This window comes from Gemmatirosa kalamazoonensis (genome assembly GCF_000522985.1).
GTDB classification, from domain to species: domain Bacteria; phylum Gemmatimonadota; class Gemmatimonadetes; order Gemmatimonadales; family Gemmatimonadaceae; genus Gemmatirosa; species Gemmatirosa kalamazoonensis.
Genome location: NZ_CP007128.1, coordinates 4,092,666 through 4,112,972 on the forward strand (window position 1 = coordinate 4,092,666; position 20,307 = coordinate 4,112,972).

The 20,307-nt window shown below is 71.8% G+C and carries 18 protein-coding genes; all 18 read right to left on the minus strand.

The window, feature by feature from the left end; all coding sequences use genetic code 11:
* Positions 1-23 precede the first annotated feature (23 nt).
* The 18 genes from hutU to J421_RS17945 all read right to left on the minus strand — a co-directional run bounded on the left by hutU (position 24) and on the right by J421_RS17945 (position 20,301).
* Positions 24-1,730 carry a urocanate hydratase gene (hutU, locus tag J421_RS17860; RefSeq protein WP_025412539.1) on the minus strand — a complete coding sequence of 569 codons (1,707 nt, stop codon included), beginning with the start codon at positions 1,728-1,730 and terminating at the stop codon, positions 24-26.
* Positions 1,727-3,262: a histidine ammonia-lyase gene (hutH, locus tag J421_RS17865; protein ID WP_025412540.1), complete on the minus strand. Its 1,536-nt coding sequence runs from the start codon at positions 3,260-3,262 to the stop codon at positions 1,727-1,729. The genes hutU and hutH overlap by 4 nt, the downstream gene beginning before the upstream one ends.
* Positions 3,263-3,481: 219 nt before the next feature.
* Positions 3,482-6,523, minus strand: coding sequence for an LPS-assembly protein LptD (locus J421_RS17870; protein WP_025412541.1), 3,042 nt, complete (start codon positions 6,521-6,523; stop codon positions 3,482-3,484).
* On the minus strand, positions 6,520-7,317 hold the full coding sequence (tatC, locus tag J421_RS17875) for a twin-arginine translocase subunit TatC (protein ID WP_025412542.1): 798 nt from the start codon (positions 7,315-7,317) through the stop codon (positions 6,520-6,522). Before tatC ends, J421_RS17870 begins: the two co-directional genes overlap by 4 nt.
* Before the next feature lie 16 nt (positions 7,318-7,333).
* A complete protein-coding gene (locus J421_RS17880) occupies positions 7,334-8,140 on the minus strand; it encodes a tetratricopeptide repeat protein (protein ID WP_104022768.1) in 807 nt (268 codons plus the stop codon).
* A gap of 2 nt (positions 8,141-8,142) precedes the next feature.
* A complete protein-coding gene (gene pal, locus J421_RS17885; RefSeq protein ID WP_025412544.1) occupies positions 8,143-8,721 on the minus strand; it encodes a peptidoglycan-associated lipoprotein Pal in 579 nt (192 codons plus the stop codon).
* Positions 8,722-8,845: 124 nt separating this feature from the next.
* Complete coding sequence (locus J421_RS17890) at positions 8,846-10,162, minus strand: PD40 domain-containing protein (RefSeq protein WP_025412545.1); 1,317 nt, start codon at positions 10,160-10,162, stop codon at positions 8,846-8,848.
* A complete protein-coding gene (locus J421_RS17895; RefSeq protein WP_025412546.1) occupies positions 10,163-11,041 on the minus strand; it encodes a TonB C-terminal domain-containing protein in 879 nt (292 codons plus the stop codon).
* On the minus strand, positions 11,038-11,445 hold the full coding sequence (locus tag J421_RS17900) for an ExbD/TolR family protein (protein WP_104022770.1): 408 nt from the start codon (positions 11,443-11,445) through the stop codon (positions 11,038-11,040). The genes J421_RS17895 and J421_RS17900 overlap by 4 nt, the downstream gene beginning before the upstream one ends.
* Positions 11,445-12,266, minus strand: coding sequence for a MotA/TolQ/ExbB proton channel family protein (locus tag J421_RS17905; RefSeq protein WP_104022771.1), 822 nt, complete (start codon positions 12,264-12,266; stop codon positions 11,445-11,447). Before J421_RS17905 ends, J421_RS17900 begins: the two co-directional genes overlap by 1 nt.
* Positions 12,263-13,231: an NAD-dependent epimerase/dehydratase family protein gene (locus J421_RS17910; RefSeq protein ID WP_025412549.1), complete on the minus strand. Its 969-nt coding sequence runs from the start codon at positions 13,229-13,231 to the stop codon at positions 12,263-12,265. The genes J421_RS17905 and J421_RS17910 overlap by 4 nt, the downstream gene beginning before the upstream one ends.
* A 223-nt stretch (positions 13,232-13,454) precedes the next feature.
* Positions 13,455-14,261, minus strand: coding sequence for a hypothetical protein (locus J421_RS17915; RefSeq protein ID WP_025412550.1), 807 nt, complete (start codon positions 14,259-14,261; stop codon positions 13,455-13,457).
* 160 nt (positions 14,262-14,421) lie between these two features.
* Entirely contained in the window at positions 14,422-14,949 is a 528-nt protein-coding gene (locus tag J421_RS17920; protein ID WP_025412551.1) for a single-stranded DNA-binding protein, read from the minus strand.
* 102 nt (positions 14,950-15,051) lie between these two features.
* A complete protein-coding gene (rimI, locus tag J421_RS17925; protein ID WP_025412552.1) occupies positions 15,052-15,594 on the minus strand; it encodes a ribosomal protein S18-alanine N-acetyltransferase in 543 nt (180 codons plus the stop codon).
* Positions 15,594-16,295 (minus strand): tRNA (adenosine(37)-N6)-threonylcarbamoyltransferase complex dimerization subunit type 1 TsaB, encoded by a 702-nt coding sequence (gene tsaB, locus J421_RS17930; protein WP_104022772.1) that lies wholly within the window; start codon positions 16,293-16,295, stop codon positions 15,594-15,596. Before tsaB ends, rimI begins: the two co-directional genes overlap by 1 nt.
* On the minus strand, positions 16,292-16,771 hold the full coding sequence (tsaE, locus tag J421_RS17935) for a tRNA (adenosine(37)-N6)-threonylcarbamoyltransferase complex ATPase subunit type 1 TsaE (RefSeq protein WP_025412554.1): 480 nt from the start codon (positions 16,769-16,771) through the stop codon (positions 16,292-16,294). Before tsaE ends, tsaB begins: the two co-directional genes overlap by 4 nt.
* A 7-nt stretch (positions 16,772-16,778) precedes the next feature.
* The gene (gene uvrB, locus J421_RS17940; RefSeq protein ID WP_025412555.1) at positions 16,779-18,890 is read right to left on the minus strand and encodes an excinuclease ABC subunit UvrB; all 2,112 of its coding nucleotides are present in this window, start codon (positions 18,888-18,890) and stop codon (positions 16,779-16,781) included.
* Between the two features lie 145 nt (positions 18,891-19,035).
* A complete protein-coding gene (locus J421_RS17945; protein WP_025412556.1) occupies positions 19,036-20,301 on the minus strand; it encodes an MFS transporter in 1,266 nt (421 codons plus the stop codon).
* Positions 20,302-20,307: the final 6 nt, after the last annotated feature.

A 20,307-nucleotide genomic window follows, 5' to 3' on the forward strand; every position in this document is an offset into this window, starting at 1 on the left:
AGCGTGGAGCGTGGAGCGTGGAGCTAACGCGTCATGGGAAGTGTGATTCCGTTTCGCCGAGCCGTCTCGATGGCGCTCTCGTAGCCCGCGTCCGCGTGGCGCGCGACGCCGATGCCGGGGTCGTTCGTGAGCACGCGCTCCAGGCGCGCACGCATGCGCGGCGTCCCGTCGGCGACGATCACCTGCCCCGCGTGCAGCGAGTTGCCGATGCCGACGCCGCCGCCGTGATGGAACGACACCCACGACGCGCCGCTCGCGGTGTTCAGCAGCGCGTTCAGCACGGCCCAGTCGGCGATCGCATCGGAGCCGTCCTTCATCCCCTCGGTCTCGCGGAACGGCGACGCGACGCTCCCCGTGTCGAGGTGGTCGCGGCCGATGACGATGGGGCCGATCTCCCCGCGCGCGACGAGGTCGTTCAGCGCGACGCCGAACTTCGCGCGGTCGCCCTGCCCCAGCCAGCAGATGCGTGCCGGCAGGCCCTGGAACTGGATGCGCTCGCGCGCGAGCGTGATCCACCGCTTCAGCGCCGCGTCGTGCGGGAACAGCTCCAGCACCAGCTCGTCGGTGCGCGCGATGTCGCGCGCATCGCCCGACAGCGCGACCCAGCGGAACGGCCCCTTCCCCTCGCAGAACAGCGGACGCACGTACGCCGGCACGAAGCCGGGGATGTCGAACGCGCGCGCGACGCCGGCGTCGAACGCGACGGTGCGGATGTTGTTGCCGTAGTCGAACGCGACCGCGCCGCGCCGCTGCATCTCCAGCATCGCCTCGACGTGCCGCGCCGCGGCCGCGGTGGAGCGCCGCACGTACGCCGCCGGATCCTCGGCGCGCAGCACGGCCGCGTCGGCGAGCGACATGCCATCGGGCACGTAGCCCTGCAGCATGTCGTGCGCGCTCGTCTGGTCGGTGACGACGTCGGGCGTGACGCCGCGGCGCACGAGCTCGGGCAACACCGTCGCCGCGTTCCCGATGAGCGCCACCGACAGCGCCTCGCCCGCGCGCTGCGCGGCGCCGAGCCAGCCTAACGCCTCGTCGAGGTCGTGCGTCTTGCGGTCGCAGTAGCGCGTGGCGAGCCGCTTGTCGGCGCGTGCCTCGTCCACCTCGACGGCGAGGATCGCGGCGCCGTTCATCGTCGCCGCGAGCGGCTGCGCGCCGCCCATGCCGCCGAGCCCCGCGGTGACCACGAGGCGGCCGGCGAGCGAGCCGCCGAAGTGCTGTCGAGCGACGGCGGCGAACGTCTCGTACGTGCCCTGCACGATGCCCTGCGAGCCGATGTAGATCCACGAGCCCGCGGTCATCTGCCCGTACATCGTGAGGCCTAACGCCTCCAGGCGGCGGAACTCGTCCCACGTCGCGAAGCGCGGCACGAGGTTGGAGTTCGCGAGGATGACGCGCGGCGCCTGGTCGTGCGTGCGGAACACCGCGACCGGCTTGCCACTCTGCACGACGAGCGTCTCGTCGTCGCCCAACGACTTCAGCGCGTCGACGATCGCGTCGAACGCGGCCCAGCTCCGCGCCGCGCGTCCGGTGCCGCCGTAGACCACGAGGTCGTCCGGCCGCTCGGCGACGTCGGGGTCGAGGTTGTTCATGAGCATGCGCATCGCCGCCTCCTGCTCCCAACCGCGGCACGAGAGCGTGGTGCCGCGCGGCGCGCGGACGAGGCGCGGGCCCGACGCCGGCGCGGACGCGCGGTCGGTCGCGGGTGTCGAGGTCGGGGCGACGGTCGTCACGAGGTCACCTCCTGCGCAGCGATGCGCGGCGTGAACGCGTCCGCCGCGATGCCGCCGGCGAGCGCCTCGATGTCGGGAGAGAGCACGCGGTCCTCGGCGAGCCGCGGCACGCGCGCGCGCACGGCGGCGTGCGCGGCACGGAGCGCGGCGGCGGGGCGCAGCGGCGCGCGCAGGTCGATGCCCTGTGCCGCGCACATGAGCTCCACGGCGAGCACGCGCCGGACGTTCGCGACGATGCGCCGCAGCTTCACCGCGGCACCCATCGCCATGGGCACCACGTCCTCCTTGTTGCCGTCGGTCGGGATGGTGTCCACGCTCGCCGGATGCGACAGCACCTTGCACTCGCTGGCGAGCGCCGCGGCGGTGACCTGCGCGATCATGAACCCCGAGTGCACGCCGGGATCCGACGCGAGGAATGCGGGAAGCCCATAGTTGAAGTCGGGGTGCACGACGCGGTCGATGCGCCGCTCCGACATCGTCGCCAGGTTCGTGAGCGCGATCGACATGACGTCGCACGCCATCGCGACCGCCTGGCCGTGGAAGTTGCCGCCGCTCAGCATCGCGCCGTCGTCGAACACGAGCGGATTGTCGGTGGCGGCGTTCAGCTCGCGCGCGACGAGATCCTCGGCGAACCGCAGCGCGTCGCGCACGGGACCGTGCACCTGCGGCATGCAGCGGAGCGCATAGGCGTCCTGCACGCGCGGATCGCCGTGCCGGTGCGCCTCGCGGATCTCGCTGTCCTCGAGCAGCGCGCGCAGGAGCGCGGCGCTCTCGCACTGACCGCGCTGCCCACGCACGTCGTGGATGCGCGCGTCGAACGCGACGGGCGTGCCCATGAGCGCCTCGAGGCTCATCGCGCCGGCGACGTGCGCCGTCGTCCACAGCTGCAGCGCGTCGTGCAGCGCGAGCGCAGCGACCGCGGTGTGCGCCTGCGTGCCGTTGATGAGCGCGATCCCTTCCTTCGGCTGGAGCACCGCGGGCTCGAGCCCCGCGGCGCGCAGCGCGTCGGCCGCCGGCCGCTCGCCGTCGGGCGTGACGAGCGTGCCCTCGCCGATCAGCGACAGAGCGAGGTGCGCCAGCGGTGCCAGGTCGCCGCTCGCGCCGACGCTTCCCTGCTCCGGCACCGGCGGATACAGGAAGTCGTTCAGCATGCCCGCCAGCAGCTCGGCGAGCGCCGGCCGCGCGCCGGACAGACCGCGCGCGAGCACGTTGGCGCGCAGCAGCATCATCGCGCGCACCTCGCGCTCCGGCAGCCGCGCACCGACGCCGGCCGCGTGGCTGCGCACGAGGTTGCGCTGCAGCTCGAGCAGCCGCGCAGGCGGGATCGCGACCTCCGACAGCTTGCCGAAGCCGGTCGTGACGCCGTACACGACCTCGTTGCGCGCGACGACGCCGTCGACGACGGCGCGCGACCGCCGCATCCGCTCCGCCGCCTCCGGCGCGAGCCGCACCGTCGCCGCGCCGTCCGCCACCGCGCGCACCGCGTCGAGCGTGAGCGACGTCCCATCGATGTCGACCTGCGAACCCGTCATTGGGACAATGATCGACAGGGGGCGCGCGGGGAGCAAGGCCACTCCGCTCTCCGTCGCGCCGTCCTGGACTCCACGTACGTGGTGTGGTGGGACTGAAGGAGGACTGAAGAGGGACTGAAGAAGGAGACACCAACGAGAAGGGTTGGTCCTTCTTCAGTCCTCCTTCAGTCCTTCTTCAGTCCTCCAGAAACACGTACGTGGAGCCGTGAACGGCGCACCTCAGAACGGACTGCTCGGCGACCGGAACGTGTTGCGGCTGTAGTCGAACTTCAGGTCGGGCTCCGCCTTCAGCGCGACGAAGAAGTTGAACGCGAAGTTGCCGTTCGGCGACTGCGTGAACGCGAACACCGCGCGCCAGTCGTGCAGCTCGCGCTGCAGGCTCACGACGTTGCTCGCGAAGCTGTTGCGCACCAGATCGTACGACGTGTTCCACGACGCGGCCCACTTCTGCGTGAGGTGGAACGACGTCTGGGTCTGGAGCGACTTCACCGGCGGCTGCCGGAAGATCGCGCCGCCGTAGGTGCTCGTGCCGAACTGCGACGTTCCCGCCTGCGGCGCGGTCTGCGCGCGCGCGACGCACAGCTCGTAGCCGATGACGTCACCGGCCTGCTGGTACGACTGGCACTGCACCGTGGGATCGATCGTCACCAGGTTGCCGCGGATGTCGGGGCGCTGCCGGCTGGAGGTGAACGTGAAGCTCGCCTGCCATCCCTGGCCCGACGGGATGTCGAACTGCGCGTTGCGCGCCGCGCTGCCCGCCACCTGCTGCGCGACCGCCTGCTGCGAGAAGAACGGATCGCCGCCGCGCGGATTGCCCGTCGGCGTGGTGGCCGACGACGGGGAGTTCCCGGCCGGCGTCGACGGCGTGATGCCGAACAGCTTCCCGATGGTGCGGAACAGCGCCGAGTTGCGGTCGAGCGAGAACGTGACGTCGATGTTCGTGAGGTACGGCTTGAAGACCGCGGTGTCGCTCTGCGGGTTGCCCAGGAACAGCGAGTAGTTCGTGCGGAAGCTCATCCCCGGCAGCAGATCCGACTGCAGCGTGTAGCCCCACGTCTGGTCGGTGATGCCGCGGCGGTTGAACAGGCTCTTGCCGACCGAGTCGGCGATCACGAAATCGTAGTTGAGCCCCGTGAAGTTCGCCGACAGCAGCCGCACCTTGTTGCCCGTCACGTTCGTCGTGTCGCCCTTCCGTCCGCGCAGCTTCGCCTCGATGTTCGACGTGAGCTGCATCGCGAAGCGCGCCTGCTTCAGCGAGCCGAGATAGCCCTGCCGCGTCGCGCCGACGGCCGAGAGGAACTCGTCGCTCACGCTCTTCGCCGGCGAGTACGTGAGCGAGAACGACGGCGAGATGGAATGACGGAACCGCTCCACGGGCCCGAAGCCCGGCGGGAACGCGTAGAACGTCGGCGAGGAGCTGATGCCGTACGACAGGCGGAAACCCTGGTTCACCCACTGCCCGCCCGTCCGCTCCGTGCGCACGAAGAGGCCGAACTGCGGGTCGACGTTCTGGATCGACACCGTCGGGCTGACGTTCCACGTGCCCTGGAAGAAGCGCGGCAGCGAGAACCCGGTCTGGTAGAACAGGTTCGACGTGTACGTCTGGTTGAAGACGCGCGTCTCCTTCGTCGACGTGTCGCGGATGTCGCGGTAGACGACGCGCGTCTGCGGGAAGTCCTGCACGTCCTCCGTGAAGCGGAAGGAGTTCTGCCACTGGAAGTCGAAGATCTTCAGCGGCGTCTCGAAGCCGAGGTTCGTGTTGCGGCGCGACGCGCGCACCGGCTTGGCGACGAGCGAGCCGCTCGGGCTCAGCGTGAACACGGAGTCGAACTGCGTGCCCTGGTCGATGCGGAAGTTCTGCGTGTTCGAGAACGACAGCGTCGGCGTCCAGTCGAGCCACGGCGCGAGGCTCAGCGTCCCGGTCGACAGGTTGATGTTCGGGAAGTCCTGATCGACCTGCGGCCGCCCGGGATACTGCTTGCGCGAGCCGCCGGCGCTGAACGATACGGGCCCGAACTTGTCCGAGTAGTTCAGCTGCGAGCTGATGGTGCCGAGCACCGCGCTCGGGTTGTACGTGTTCTGCCGCTGGACCGTGGTGTTCTGGACCCAGTTCAGGTTCGCCGAGATGTGCCGGTTCTGGTTGAACGACTGCTCGTGGGCGAACGAGATGGCGGTGTTGCGCGTGCCGTCGCGGCGCGCATTGTACGACGCGGAGAGCCGCCCCTGCAGGAACCGGTCGATGATCTTGTAGCGCGACTCGGCGTTGAACTGCACGTAGCCGGGGTCGAACGTGTCGCCGCGCGAGCCGCTGCGCCAATCGAACCACGCCTGCGCGTCGGCGTACTTCCCCATGTTCACGTAGTAGCCGAGATTCTCGAGCGAGCGCTTGTAGCTCGGGCTGTTGCGCAGCAGCTCCGCGATGCCGAAGCGCGGCGTGAGCAGCCCGCTGCGTCGCCCGCTGCGCGTGTCCTGGAAGACGAACGGCAGCCACAGCACCGGCACGTCGCCGATGTACAGCACCGCGGGGCGCACCACGAGCAGATTCTTCTGGACGTACTTGATGTCCTTCGCCTGGAAGTGGTAGTGCGGGATGCTGTCGTTGCAGCTCGTGATCGACCCGTTGTGCGCGAAGAAGATGCGGCCGCCCTGCACCGTCGTGTCGCTCACCATGGTGCCGCGCGCGCCGCTCACGTACCACGTCTCGCCCTGCGTCGCGGCCGTGCGGAAGTTGCGGATCGTGCCCTTCTGCGAGGCGATGTCGTAGACGATGCTCGTCTGGACGATGAGGTCCGCCTGCTCCGGCTGCCGCATCACCACGCTGTCGCGCCGCGCGGTGTCCGCGGTGGCGGTGACGATCTGCGTGGAGTCGTTGTAGATGACCGAGTGCCCGACGAGCGTGACGTCCTCGCGCTGTACCGCGGCCGGTTTCCCTTCGAGCACGAGCACGCGGTCCGATGCGCGGAAGCGCACCGTGTCGCCCTGATAGCGCACGGCGCGGTAGCCCTCGCGCTTCAGCAGCTCCTCGAACACGGAGTCCGTCGCCGCCCACTTCACGAGCTCCACCGGCGCGCCCGGAGGCCCGCCGGTGGTGTCGCCGGGCGCTCGAGCGCGCGTCGTGTCGGGGCGCGCGGGGGGCAGCGTCGGGACGGCGCTCGGCGGCAGTCCCGGAACCGGGTTCTGCGCGCGCAGCCGCGACGCGCCGACGAGCGACGCGCCGACGAGCACGAGGGCGAGCGCGCCCAGGGCGACGCGGCGACTCACGCGGCGCCCGGCTGGTCGAGCGTACCGATGGTGTTATCGGCCAGCGCGCGACGCTGGCGACGGGCGTAGATCGCCTTCGACAGCACCACGCTCAGCTCGAACAGCAGATACAGTGGCACGGACAGCGCGAACAGCGACGTCGGGTCGGCACCCGGCGTGATGAACGCGGCGCCCACCACGCACAGCACGATCGCGTGCCGGCGGTACTTCGAGAGGAACGCCGGCGTCACGATGCCGAGCGCGGTGAGCGCGAGGATCAGGATCGGCAGCTCGAACACCGCGCCGAACGCGAGCGACATGCTGATCGCGAACCCGAAGTACTCGCTCGCCGTGATCATCGGCTCCAGCGCTTCCGTCTGGAAGTTCAGCAGGAAGCCGAGCGTGAACGGCAGGACGACGTAGAACGAGAGCGCGACGCCGGCGAGGAACAGCCCGACCGCCCCGAGCAGCACGGGGACGACGAGCTTCTTCTCGTGCGCGTACAGCGCCGGCGCGAAGAACGCCCACGCCTGGTAGCCGATGACCGGCAGCGCGAGGATGACCCCGAGCGCGAACGCGGCGTTCAGCACGATGCCGAACGGATCGCCGGGATGCGTGAACACGAGCTTGCGCCCGTGCAGGTACGGCAGCACCGGACGCTCGAGGAAGCGGATGACGTCGACCTTCTGCAGCAGCACGAAGGCGACGAACAATCCGACGCAGAACGCGATGAGCGAGTACAGGATGCGCCAGCGCAGCTCCTCGAGGTGATCGAGGAACGGCATCTCGGCGCTGCCCTTCATGAACTTCGCCATCCGCCTCCGCCTGCGCTCAGCGCTTCGGACAGACGCTGGGCATCGCGCCGCACGCGAGCACGGCCTCGTCGGACTTCGGATACTTGCGCACGAGCTCCTGGTACAGCGTGCGCGCCTCGGAGGTCCGCCCCGCGCTCTGCTTGATGCGCGCGCGCTTGTACAGCGCCTGCGCCGCGCGCGGCGACGACGGGTAGCGCGTCACCAGCGCCGCGTACGCGGAGTCGGCCGCGCCGGTGTTCTTCTCCGCGGCGAACGACTCCGCGTCGTAGTACTGCGCGTCGGCGGCGACGTCCGCGGTCGGGTAGCGGCGCAGCAGATCCTCGAAGCCGGCGCGCGCCGTCGCGTAGCTGCCGCGCTGGTACTGGTCGAGGGCGAGCTGGTAGAGCTGGTTCGGCCCGGGGGCCGCGCCGGCCGTCCCGGCGGTGGTGTCGCCGGGCGTGGCGGGCGGGATCGCCGGCTCGGCGCGCGCCTCCACCGCCGCGCGCACCTCCTGCAGGCGGCGCTGCAGCTGCCCCGTGACCTCCTGCACCTGCGTGACCGCCTCGCGCAGCTCACGCAGCGACTCGCGCGCGTCGCCCTCGAAGCGGCCCGACTGCGTCGCGATGTAGCGCAGCGTGTCGCTCGTGATGGTGAGCTGGCGGATGATGCGGTCGATCTGCGCGGCACGCGCCGAGTCGCCATAGGCGCGCTCGGCGCGGAGCGTGGCGATGTCCGTCTGCAGCAGACGAACATCGTTGCGCGTGGCGAAGCACCCGCCGCACGCGAGGAGCGCGGCGAGCGACGCAACTCGACGGAGCGCGCGCGCGTACGGCGGGGTGTTCATCGTCACCGGTCGCTGTTAGGCAGCGTGAGATTCTGGCCGCCGGCGGTGAGCTCGAACTCCGCGCGACGGTTGCGGGACCAGCACGACTCCTCCTCCTCCGTGCACGTCGGCCGCTCCTTGCCGAAGCTCACGATCTCCATGCGCGAGCCGTCGACGCCGCGCTCGGAGAGGAACGCCTTCACCGACGCCGCGCGGCGCGAGCCGAGGGCGAGGTTGTACTCGTCGGAGCCGCGGCTGTCGGTGTGGCCCGCGATGCGCAGGCGGATGTCCGGGTTCGCCGTCAGGATCGGGAGCTTCGACTCGAGCGTCGCGCGCGCGTCGTCGCGGATCTCCGCCATGTCGTAGTCGAAGAAGATCGGGGCCGTGAGCGCCGTCCGCGCCGCCGCGAGCCGCGACGCGCGGTCGCGATTCGCGCGGTCGATCGAATCGGCGACGAAGCGCGCGCGCTCCTGCGCCCGACGCACCGAGTCGGCGTAGGCCTGCGCGCGACGCGCGCTGTCCTCGTTGAACGTCGTGGTGGTCGGCGTCGGCGCGGGGGCCGGCTTCTTCTTGTGGCAGGCGGCGAGGGACGCGGCCGCCACGACGAATAGCACGGCGGAGCGAGTGGACGCGAACGAACGAACGAGGCTGGCCATTGCGAAGATCTCCCTGGGGGGTCCGCGCGAGCCGGGCGTGCTCGGCGGGGTTCTCGGTTAGGCGGGGGGCCTAGGGCGCGCGCACGAGCGGCGGCGACCATGCCGGCATGCGCGTGCTCGCCCCGCGCGTGAGCTGCCGTGCGCGCCCCGTCTCGGTGTCGAGCACGAACAGCTGCCGGCTGCCCGTGCGCGTCGACATGATGACTACGTGGCGCGAGTCCGGCGCCCACGATGGCGCCTCGTTGCGCGCCTCGGTCGTCAGCCGCTTCACGCTCCGGTCACGCAGCGAGATCGTGAACACCTGGAACACGCCGCCGATCATCGACTGGAACGCCACCAACCGTCCGTCGGGCGACCAGTCCGGATCCGACCGGTAGTTCTGGTCACCGAAGTCGTACGAGGTGAGCAAATCGACGTCGGCGCCGTCGGCGTCGGTAATATAAACCTCCGGGTGCCCGGAACGCCCCGACGTGAACGCGACACGCCGACCGTCCGGGCTGAACGTCGGCGACACGTTGATCGAGCCGCGCCCGACCGTGAGTCGACGCGGGGAGCCGCCACCGAACGGCACCGCGTAGAGGTCGACACCCGCCTCCTCGCCGTGCGCGTACACGACGGTCTGCCCGTCGGGCGACACGGTGGGGGTGAGGTTCGTCACCGGCGACGACGCGAGCACGCGCGCGCCGCCGTCGAGGCTCTGCGCCACGATGCGCTGCCGCCCCGCATCGTCGAGCGTGCCGTAGACGACCGCGGTGCCGCTCGGGTGCCACGCGGGCGACAGCGCGCCCCGCTCGGAGATCGGCCGCGCGTACTCGCCGTCGCTGTCCACGATCCACACGCGCCCGTCACGCTCGAACGCGAGCCGCGTCGCCGCGATGCCGCGCACCCCCGTGAGCCACTGCTCGATCTGGTCCGACACCGCGTGCACCGACAGCCGCCACGCCGCCGACGCCGCGAACGCGCCGAGCGGGAAGTCGCGCACCGTGAGCACCTGCTGGCGCGCCACGTCGTGCACGGCGACGTGCAGCGCCCCGGCGTTCGTGAGCGTGCCCTGCACCACCGCGGCGGCGCCGAGCTTCGCGGCGAGCGCATAGTTGATGCGCCCGTCGGTCATCGGCGCATCGGCCGCGCTCCCCGTGACGACGTTCACACGGTCGCCGTAATCGAGGTCGCGCTGGATGATCGCCCGGATGGAGTCGCCGCCGGCGCCGCGCACCGGGAGCACGATGACGCCCGGCCGCGTGCCGGCATCGTAGTTCAGCCGGACGCTGACGCCCGGCCGGGGATTCGTGTCGACCTGCGCGCGGGCCGCCGTGGGAAGCGCGAGCGCGGAGAGCGCGAGCGCGGCGAACACCGCGAGGGTCGACGGTACGGAGAGACGCTGCATCTACCGGATGACGCGAGGATCGAAGCTGAACGTCACCGGGAGCACGTCGCCGCGGAACTCGTCGGGCAGCGGCCCGAACGCGCGCTTCGACGACACCGCCTCGATCGCGCCCTGCGCCTCGAGGTCGAACGAGTAGCTGCCCGAGCGCCGCACGAAGCGCACGTCGGTCACGGACCCGTCCCGGTGAATGAGGAACGACACGTCCGCGGTGTACGCGCCCCCGCGCGGCGGTGAGAAGACGAGCGCGACCTGGCGGACGATGTTCGCGAGATACCCGGGGAACGGGAAATCGAGCCCCTTCACGTGGACGTTCGCGACGTCCGCGCCCTTGCCGCCTTCCGGCCCACCGCCGGCGCGCGGGCCCGGCGTCCCCTTCGCGGTGCTCTTCTCGGGCGTCGTCGCCTTCGGGGGCGTCGTCGTCTTCGGGGCCGCCTTCGCCGTGTTCGCCTTCGTCGGCGGGACGGGGGTCGCCTTCGCCGGCGCGGGCTTCGCCTTCACGGGCGTCGGCAGCGGCTTCGCCTTCGGCGGCGGGGCCTCGGCGCGCGGAGGCGGCGTCGGCGCGGGCGTCGCCTTCGGCGGCGTGGGCGCGGGCGCCGGGGCGGCGGCCGGTGGCTCCGGCGTCACCGTGCCGATCGACCGCGGCCCCGGCGGCGCGGCCACGAGGTCTACACGGTAGACCGGCGGCTCGGCCGGCCGCGGCGGGGCGCGGTGAAGCAGGAGCGCGGCGAGCGCCGCCACGTGCAGCAGCGCGGAGACGCCGATACCGCCGGCGAGCCGCTTCGACACGGCGGCATCCGGCCCGGGCGTGCGCCACGACGCCGCGCGGCGCGCGCGCTGCCGCGCGGGCGACGGCCCGAGCTCCGCCGGTGCCGCGCTCACGCGCCGCCCTCCGGCTCCGCGACGAGCCCCACGTCGGACACGCCGCTGGCGCGCATCGCGGCGAGCACGCGCACCACGAGCCCGTACGGCACGCCCGCGTCGGCGCGCAGGTAGACGCCGCCCTCGCCGCGCTTGTCGGCGAGCGCCTTGAACGCGCCGCGGAACTCCTCGTACGTCATCCGCGCGTCGTCGACGTAGATCTCGCCGGCCTTCGTCACGCTCACCGTTAGGCCGCTCTTCGGCTCGAGCGCCTTCGTCTCGGCGGAGGGCAGCGCCACGTCCACGCCGCCGGTCATCATCGGCGCCGTGATCATGAAGATCACCATGAGCAGCATCATCACGTCGATGAGGCTGACCACGTTGATCTCGGCGTTCAGCGCCATGCCCCCCCGCCGGCGACGCATCAGATCCTCCCCTCGCGCACGAGCATCGCGATGAGCTCCGAGCCGAACCCTTCGAGCTCGCTGTCGACGCGGTTCAGCCGGCTCGCGAAGATGTTGTACCCGAACACCGCCGGAATGGCGACCGCGAGCGCCGCGGCGGTCGCGATGAGCGCCTCCGCGACGCCCGGCGCCACCGCGCCGAGGTTGCCGGATCCCTTCTGCGCGATGCCGGTGAACGCGGAGATGACGCCGAGCACCGTGCCGAACAGACCGATGAGCGGGCTGACCGAGCCGATCGTCGCGAGCCACGGGATGAAGCGCGACAGGCGATCGCGCTCCGCGTTGGTCTCGGCGTCGAGCACGAGCCGCAGCGCCTCGACCTGCGAGCCGCTGAGGCGCGCCGTGCGATCGGTGGTGCCGCCTAACGCGGGACGCGTCTCGGAGAGGAACAGCATCGCGCGGCGGAACACGTCGGTGAACGGGCTCGCCATCGCGCGGTTCGCCGCCGTCTCCGCCGCGTCGAGCGACGGCGCGTGCTCGAACTCGCGCAGGAACGCGTGCCCCGAGCGCGTGACGCGGCGCAGCTCGAACCACTTCGCGAGCATCACACCCCAGCTGATGAGCGACAGCACGACGAGCAGCGCGAGCACGATCTTCGTCGCCGTGGAGCCCTCGGCGATGAGCTCCATCGGCGTGCTGGGGACCCCGGCGCGCGCGGGCTGCGAGAGCTGCTGCGCGCCGACCGACGGCGCGACGAGCGGCAGGGCGACCAGGGAGGCGAGCGGGGCGAGCCGGGTGCCTAACGACGCCGCGCCGCGCCAGACGAGCGGGCGCGCCATCATGCCGTCGCGGGCGCCCGCCGCCGGGCGGCGAAGAACTCGTACGTCTCGCGCAGCCCGTCGGCGAGCGACACCTGCGGTGCCCACCCGAGCTCGCGGCGTGCCTTGTCGATGACGAGCGCGCTGCGCTGCAGCTCACCCGTGCGAGCGGGCGCGCGCTCGATCGCCGTGTCCGACCCGGCCGCCGCCTTCAGCTGCGCGGCCAGCTCGTTCACCGATGTCTCGATCCCCGTGCCGACGTTGAACGCGCGCGCGTCGAGCGGGCCGACCGCCGGCAAGCTCTTCGTCGCCGCGGCGAACACCGCGCGCGCGACGTCCTTCACGAACACGTAGTCGCGCGTCTGCTCACCGGTGCCGAACGTCGTCATGGCGCGGCCGTCGAGGATGCGGTTGCAGAAGATCGCGACCACCCCCGCCTCGCCGTGCGGATCCTGGCGCGGCCCGTACACGTTCGCGAACCGCATCGCGCAGCACTCCATGCCGTGCTGCCGCGCGTAGTACGCCATGTAGTACTCGACGCTCAGCTTCGCGATGCCGTACGGCGACTCGGGATCCTTCGGATCGGTCTCCGTGGCCGGCGGCGTCACGAAGTCGCCGTACAGCGCGCCGCCGGTCGACGCGAAGATCACGCGTGGCGGGCGACCGCTCTGCTTCGCCGCCTCGAGGACGTTGAGCGACCCGAGGATGTTCTGGCGCGCATCGAACGCCGGGTCGTTCACGCTCTTCCGCACGTCGATCTGCGCCGCGAGATGCGCGACGACGTCGAAGCCGCCCTCGCGCACGAGCGCCGCCGTCTCGGGCGAGCCGATGTCGAGCTCGTGGAACGTGGCGGCGGGGTTCAGGTTCTCCCGCCGGCCGCTCGACAGGTTGTCGATGACGGTGACCTCATAGCCCTCGGCGACGAGCAGGTCGGCCACGTGCGAGCCGATGAACCCCGCGCCACCGGTGACGAGCGCTTTCTTGGCCATGGTTCTGATGAGTGAGACGCCCCGGACCGACCCTCGTGCGGGTCGGGGACGGGCAATCTAAACCCTCCCGGCGTCCACTTGGACCTTTCGACGGCGACCTGTTCGCGGCGAAGGTGTAACGGCGAGCACGAAACGGCGACCGCGCGCACTGCGATGGATCGCAGGCACACGGTCGCCGTCTTTCCGGTCGCCGCTCATGCGGACGCCGTCACACGGTCGCCGTTCAGGGCAGGGTTCGCGCGGCCATGCCGATGCTCACCACCGGCTGCGCCTGCGACTCGAGCCGGGCCGACGCGCCCTGCGGCGTGACCCGCACCACACGCAGCACCGCGGCACGCGTACCTGGCAGCATCGGACCGCCGGCGATGCGGCGGCCGTCACCCACCACCTCGAGCCGGTCGCCCTCGCGCAGGCTCGTCCCCGCGCCGCCGGCGAGCACCACGGTCCGCTGCAGCGACGGCAGCTCCGCCCCGCCGTCGATCCAGACGATCGACGTCTCGCGACCGCCCGAGGACCGCAGGGTCGAATCCACCGGCGGCAGCGCCGGCAGCGGCAGCACGGCCTGCTCGGCGGCGACCACGTCGTAGACGCGTACGAGCCGCGCGGTGCGCAGCGAGCCGGCGATGCCGTCGACGACGGCGATCCCGGTCGGCAGCAGCACCTGGCCCGTGCCGAGCACCGGGCCGCGTCGCACGAGGAGGAGCGAGTCGCCCACCGCGCCCTGACGGCCGGCGGGGGCGGTCACGATCAGTCGATCGAACAGCTGGAAGCGACGCGTGACGCCGCGCGAGCCGTCGGGCGTCAGGTCCACGCCGTCGACGACGGCGCCCGCACCGTGGGGCGCCTCGGCTTCCGCGACGTACGGCGTGCCGTACCACGCGACGGCCCGCGCTTCGGCGGCCGACAGCACCGCGGCCCGGGGGCTCGGCGCGGGCGCGGGCGCTCCCTCGGCCGACTGCGCGGCGGCGGGACGGGCGAGCAGAACGAGCGAGAGGCCGGCGAGGGCCAGCGAGGAAGACGGCTTCGCCATGGATCGAGGCTCCATTTGGCCGACGCTCCCGGCATCCGGAGGGACACCGGGAGCGTCGGCTCCCACAGTGGGACGGCTCGGCGCGCCGCCGAGTAACGGCCGCGGCCGTTCAGGGCGCGTCTCAGGTCACAGGAAGTTCCCCGCGCCTCGGGGGGGGCGCTCAGAACGGCAGGTCGTCGTCGCTGTCCTCGAGCGCGCCCGGGAAGTCCTCGAAGTCGTCGCCCCCCCCACCCTGCGCGGCCGGTTTGCTGGGCCGGGCCGCGGCGGCGGGCGCCGGCGCCTGGCGACGGGGCGCCTGGTAGCCCGGGCTGCCGCCGTCGGTGTCCCCCTCGTGCCCCTCGCGACGGCCACCGAGCAGCAGGAGCTCGCGCACGTTGATCTCGGTGCTGTAGCGCGTCTGGCCGTCCTTGTCCTGCCACTGACGGTACTCGATGCGCCCCTCGACGTAGATCTTGTCGCCCTTCTTCACGTAGCGCTCGACGATGTCGGCGAGCTGCGACGCCTTCGTGTTCCACACGACGCAGCGGTGCCACTCCGTCTTCTCCTGTCGCACGCCCGCCTGGTCGTTCCAGGTGCGGCTCGTGGCGAGGGAGAACTGCGCGACGCGATTGCCGCCCGGCGTGGCGCGCACCTCGGGATCGCTTCCGAGGTTCCCGATCAACGTGACCTTGTTCAAGCTCCGGCTCATGGTGCCCTCCTCACAGGCTAAGTAGTCCAGTCCAGTCCAAACCTCTCCAGTCGAAGCTACGGGATTCGAGCGGAGCCCAGCGGTCGATCCGACGCACACCGGTCATCCAGAACGCACGACCGGTGTGTCCTGCACAGACGCGCCGTGCGACGCCCTCGCGACCAGGTCGCGGCGCAGCACGAGCGCGTCCTCCTGCGGGCGACGATAGTACTTCCGCCGTCGCCCCACCTCCGCGAACCCGCGCGACGCGTACAGGCGGCGCGCCGCGGCGTTCGACTCCCTGACCTCCAGATACACCGCCGACGCGCCGCGCGCCATCAGCTCGCCCAGCGCGGTGTCCAGCAGCCGCGCGCCGATGCGCAGGCCGCGCAGCGTGGGCGCGACGGCGAGGTTCGCGATCTCCGCCTCGTCGGCGGCGAGCCACGCGACGACGTACCCCGCCACCTCGGTCGGCGTGCCCCACGACTCGTGATGCGGCGGCCCGGCGCGCCAGTCGGCGACGAGGAACAGCACGTGTCGGTGGCCGAGGAGCGACACGAACGAGCTGCGCGACCACGGATCGGTGAACGACACGAGCTCCATGCGCGACACCGCCTCGACGTCCTGCTCCACCGCGGGGCGTACGGTGAGGGTGCCGAGCGGCATCAGCTCCCTGCCCCGCCGTCGAGCGCCACGGCGACCGACGGCAGCTCGCGCCCGTGCGCCGCCTCCCACTTCACCTGCGCCTCCGCCTTGCGTCCGTAGTCCGGCTCCCACGCGTCGAGATCGACCGGCCCTCGCTCCGCGAGCAGGCGCCCGAGCGCGGCGACCGCCGCCGCCCGAGGCGCCGTCGACTCCCCGGCCCGCAGCGGCGTCGCGTGGTGCGCCCGCGCGAGGTCGTCGAGCGCGTCGGCGTGCACCACCCCGAGGTACTCGTAGCCGACCACGTCGCCGGCATCGTCGAGCGCGACGACCGCCGCGTACGCTTCGCCGCGCAAAGCGTCGAGCGACGCGAGGTGCCGGCCCGCCGTCCGACGTCCTCCCGTCATGAGCGCGAGCGACGGTGCCGCGAACAGCGGGCGCTCCGCGACCTGCGCCAGCCCCTTCGCGATCGACGCCGCGATGCGCAGGCTCGTGAAGCTGCCGGGCCCCGCGCCGCACACGAGGCCGGTGAGATCGCGCGGGCTCGCGCCGGCCGCGTGCAGCGCGTCGACGACGGTCGGCATCAGCCGCTCCTCGCGCTCGCCGCGCATCGCGACCTCGCGCGCCGCGACGACGTCGCGACCGCGCAGCACGGCGACGGTTCCGGCGTACGTGGACGCGTCGATCGCCAGCCACGTCGTGCCGCTGGTGAACGGCGTCGTCATCCGGCGAGCAGCACGCGTCGCCCGTCGTCGCCGGGCGCGTATTCCAGGTCGATCGGCACGTGCGGGGGCAGCCGCGAGCCCGCGCGCTCCGGCCACTCCACGAGCACGAGCGCGTCTTCCGCGGCGAGCAGGTCGTCCCAGCCGAGGTTCGTCAGCTCGTCCTCGTGCTTCAGGCGGTACAGGTCGAGGTGGTACACGCGGCCGTTGGGCGCGCGGTACTCGTGCACGAGCGCGTACGTCGGGCTCGTGACCTCGTCGGTGACGCCGAAGCCGCGGCAGATCGCCTGCGCGAGCGTCGTCTTGCCGGCGCCGAGCTCTCCGGCCAGCGTCACGACGAGGGGCGGCCGCGCCGCGCGGCCGAACGACGTGCCCCACGCCTCGAGCTCGTCGCGCGTGACGGCGATGCGGCTGCGCGTCGCCTCGGGCGGCAGCGGCTTCGCGAAGTGGCCGTCGGAGGTGAGATGGCCGTCGGTCATCGCGGGCTCACCGTGCGGCGCGGAGGTCGGCGACGGTGCCCGGGCGGCGCGCCTTCGCGCCGTCGCCGGACCCGTTAGGCACCGCGTCGCCGAACCGCGCGCGCAGCTCGAACAGCTCGTCGCGCAGGCGCGCCGCCTGCTCGAAGTCCAGCGCCGCGGCGGCCTGCTTCATCTCGCCCTCCAGGCGCGCGATGAGCGCCGCCGGATCCGAGAGGTCGTACGGCGCCGGTCCCTCGGCCACCTTCTTCTTCCCGTCGCGGCGACGCGCGCCCTTCGCTTCCTCCTCCTCGTGCTCCGTGCGGGCGTCGGCCACGCGCGTCACGAAGCGCACGTCGGCGACGCTCTTCTCCACCGTGAACGGCGTGATGCCGTGCTCCTCGTTGTGCTTCGTCTGCAGCTCGCGGCGGCGTGCCGTCTCCTCCATGCAGCGCTGCATCGAGCCCGTGATGCGGTCGGCGTAGAAGATCGCGCGGCCGTTCACGTTGCGCGCGGCGCGGCCCACGGTCTGGATGAGCGAGCGGTCGCTGCGCAGGAAGCCCTCCTGGTCCGCGTCGAGGATCGCGACGAGCGACACCTCGGGCATGTCGAGCCCTTCGCGCAGCAGGTTGATCCCCACGAGCACGTCGAACTCGCCGAGCCGCAGGCCGCGCACGATCTCCATGCGCTCGATCGCGTCGATGTCGGAGTGCATGTAGCGCACGCGCACGCCGACCTGCTGGAGGTAGTCGGTGAGGTCCTCCGCCATGCGCTTGGTGAGCGTCGTGACGAGCACGCGCTCCCCCTTCCGCTCGCGGATGCGGATCTCGCCGAGCAGATCGTCCACCTGCCCGCGCACCGACCGCACCTCGATCTCGGGATCGACGAGCCCCGTCGGCCGGATGACCTGCTCGACCACCGCGCCCTCGCTGAGCTGCAGCTCCAGCTCACCCGGCGTCGCGCTCACGGCGATCATGCGCGGGGTGAGCGCGAGGAACTCGTCGAACACGAGCGGCCGGTTGTCGAGCGCGCTCGGCAGCCGGAAGCCGTAGTCGACGAGCGTCAGCTTGCGCGCGCGGTCGCCGTTGTACATGCCGCGGATCTGCGGCAGCGTCACGTGGCTCTCGTCCACGACGACGAGGAAGTCGTCCGGGAAGTAGTCGAACAGGCACGCCGGGCGCTCGCCGGCGGTGCGGCCGCTCAGGTGGCGCGAGTAGTTCTCGATCCCCGCGCACGTCCCGATCTCGAGCATCATCTCGATGTCGAAGTTCGTGCGGCTCTCCAGCCGCTGCGCCTCGAGCAGCTTCCCCTCGGCGCGCAGCATGCCGAGCCGCTCGTCCAGCTCGGCGCGGATGGCCTTCACCGCGCGCTCGATCGTCGGACGGTTCGTGATGAAGTGCTTCGCCGGATAGACGGCCGTCTTCTCGAGCGTCGCGATCGTCTCGCCGGTGACGACGTTGATCTTCGAGATGCGCTCGATCTCGTCGCCCCACATCTCCACGCGCACGCCCTGCTCCTCGTACGCGGGGAAGATCTCGACCGTGTCGCCGCGCACGCGGAACGTGCCGCGCTCGAACGCGACGTCGTTCCGGTTGTACTGGATGCCGACGAGCTGCCGCAGGATGTCGTCGCGCGCGATGCGCTGCCCGCGCGCGAGCGTGACCATCCGCTCGCGGTACTCCACCGGGTCGCCGAGGCCGTAGATCGCGCTCACCGTCGACACGATCACGACGTCGTCGCGCTCCATGAGGCTCGACGTCGCGCGCAGCCGCAGCCGGTCGATGTCCTCGTTGATCGACGCGTCCTTCTCGATGTACGTGTCGCTCGACGGGACGTAGGCCTCGGGCTGGTAGTAGTCGTAGTACGAGATGAAGTACTCGACCGCGTTGTGCGGGAAGAAGCTCTTCAGCTCCCCGTACAGCTGCGCCGCGAGCGTCTTGTTGTGCGACAGGACGAGCGTGGGCCGGCCGTGGTTCTTGATGACGTTCGCGACCGTCATCGTCTTGCCGGAGCCGGTGACGCCGAGGAGCGTCTGGAAGCGATCGCCGCGCTCCAGCCCCCTGCTCAGCTCCGCGATGGCGCGGGGCTGGTCGCCGGCGGGCTTGAACGGGGCCTGGAGATCGAACTGGGCGCGATCGGTCATCCCGACAATGTAATCGATCCTGCCGGATTCTGTTCGGGGAAGGGCGATGGAGGGAGGGACGAGCTGTGAGGCGAGTACGAATGGGGATCCCCAGATCCTGAAGCATCCCGGGATCCCCATTGGTACTCGCCTGGTCCCGATCGCCTCATCGCCGAGATCGCGCCGGCTCGCCGGCGCTCGGCAGCGCCGCCTCGCTCGCGCTCACCGCGGCCGCCATGGCCTGATCAGACACGACGCGGTGCGTCGACGTCTCCAGGCGCAGCGGGAGCCGCGCCGCGAGCGCGAGCCCGATCGCGGCGAGCAGCGCGCCGGACCAGAACGGGCTTCCGACGCCGAACCGGTCGATCGCGAACCCCGTCCACACCGGCAGCGCCACCCGCGCCACGCCGCCGAGCGCCTGCTGCACGCCGAGGTACACGCCGCGCTCCGCCGGCGACGCGACGCGCGACAGGAGCGCGGTCACCGCGGGAAACGTGAGGGCCGTGCCGAGCGGCATCAGGAGCATCGGGACCGCGAGCGGCGCGAGGTGCCGCGGCAGCGGGAACGTCGCCAGCCCCACCGTGAGCAGCACGAGGCCCACGCGGCACAGCCGCGACTCGCCGAGCCAGGTCACGAGCCGGCCCAGGATGCCGAGCCGCACGACGACGCCGACGCCGCCGAAGAACATGACGAAGTAGCCGATCGTCGCCTCGGTCACGCCGAACACGCGCGCGAGGTACAGCGGGAACACGGCGATCATGCCGTAGAAGGCGCCGATGCCGACGGTGTAGATCCAGATCAGCCGCGACGCGGATGCGGCCGGATGCCGCAGCACCTCGCGCAGCACCTCGCGCGACGACCGGCTGCCCTTGCGACGCGCCTCGTGCTCGGCCGTCGTGATCTTCGTCTCGCGCAGGGCGAACAGCGCGTACACGAGGTTCGCGAGGCACAGGGCCGCGGCGACGATCCCCGGCGCGGCACGCCCGAACTCCTGCGCCGTCACCGAGCCGATGACCGGCCCCACGACCGCGCCGAGGCTCGTCGACGCCGTGAGCCAGCCGATGCTCTTCGTGCGCTCCGCCGACGTGCTCGCGTCGGCGATCGCCGCGTTGATCACGCCGACGGTGCCGCCGCCGAACCCCTGCACGATGCGCGACACGAGCAGCACGACGATCGAGTCCGCGCCGGCGAACATGAGGTAGCCCAGCGCCGAGACGCCGAGCCCCGCCAGCAGTGCGGGCCGCCGGCCGCGCCGGTCGGAGAGGCGCCCCCACGTCGGCGCGCTGAGGAGCTGCGCGACGGAGAACGCGGCCACGAGCATGCCGACGACGGTGCCGCTCGCGCCCATGCGCGTGGCGTAGAACGGAAGCAGCGGGACGATCATCACGACGCCGAGCATGTCGACGAACGCGATGACGATGAGGGTGAGCATCGTTCC

Excerpts from the sequence above, each read along its gene's own strand:
- hutH (WP_025412540.1), bottom strand. The coding sequence starts at position 3,262 with ATGACGGGTTCGCAGGTCGACATCGATGGGACGTCGCTCACGCTCGAC.
- tatC (WP_025412542.1), bottom strand. The coding sequence starts at position 7,317 with ATGGCGAAGTTCATGAAGGGCAGCGCCGAGATGCCGTTCCTCGATCAC.
- J421_RS17880 (WP_104022768.1), bottom strand. The coding sequence starts at position 8,140 with ATGAACACCCCGCCGTACGCGCGCGCGCTCCGTCGAGTTGCGTCGCTC.
- J421_RS17890 (WP_025412545.1), bottom strand. The coding sequence starts at position 10,162 with ATGCAGCGTCTCTCCGTACCGTCGACCCTCGCGGTGTTCGCCGCGCTC.
- J421_RS17900 (WP_104022770.1), bottom strand. The coding sequence starts at position 11,445 with ATGCGTCGCCGGCGGGGGGGCATGGCGCTGAACGCCGAGATCAACGTG.
- J421_RS17905 (WP_104022771.1), bottom strand. The coding sequence starts at position 12,266 with ATGATGGCGCGCCCGCTCGTCTGGCGCGGCGCGGCGTCGTTAGGCACC.
- J421_RS17910 (WP_025412549.1), bottom strand. The coding sequence starts at position 13,231 with ATGGCCAAGAAAGCGCTCGTCACCGGTGGCGCGGGGTTCATCGGCTCG.
- J421_RS17915 (WP_025412550.1), bottom strand. The coding sequence starts at position 14,261 with ATGGCGAAGCCGTCTTCCTCGCTGGCCCTCGCCGGCCTCTCGCTCGTT.
- J421_RS17920 (WP_025412551.1), bottom strand. The coding sequence starts at position 14,949 with ATGAGCCGGAGCTTGAACAAGGTCACGTTGATCGGGAACCTCGGAAGC.
- rimI (WP_025412552.1), bottom strand. The coding sequence starts at position 15,594 with ATGCCGCTCGGCACCCTCACCGTACGCCCCGCGGTGGAGCAGGACGTC.
- tsaB (WP_104022772.1), bottom strand. The coding sequence starts at position 16,295 with ATGACGACGCCGTTCACCAGCGGCACGACGTGGCTGGCGATCGACGCG.
- tsaE (WP_025412554.1), bottom strand. The coding sequence starts at position 16,771 with ATGACCGACGGCCATCTCACCTCCGACGGCCACTTCGCGAAGCCGCTG.
- uvrB (WP_025412555.1), bottom strand. The coding sequence starts at position 18,890 with ATGACCGATCGCGCCCAGTTCGATCTCCAGGCCCCGTTCAAGCCCGCC.
- J421_RS17945 (WP_025412556.1), bottom strand. The coding sequence starts at position 20,301 with ATGCTCACCCTCATCGTCATCGCGTTCGTCGACATGCTCGGCGTCGTG.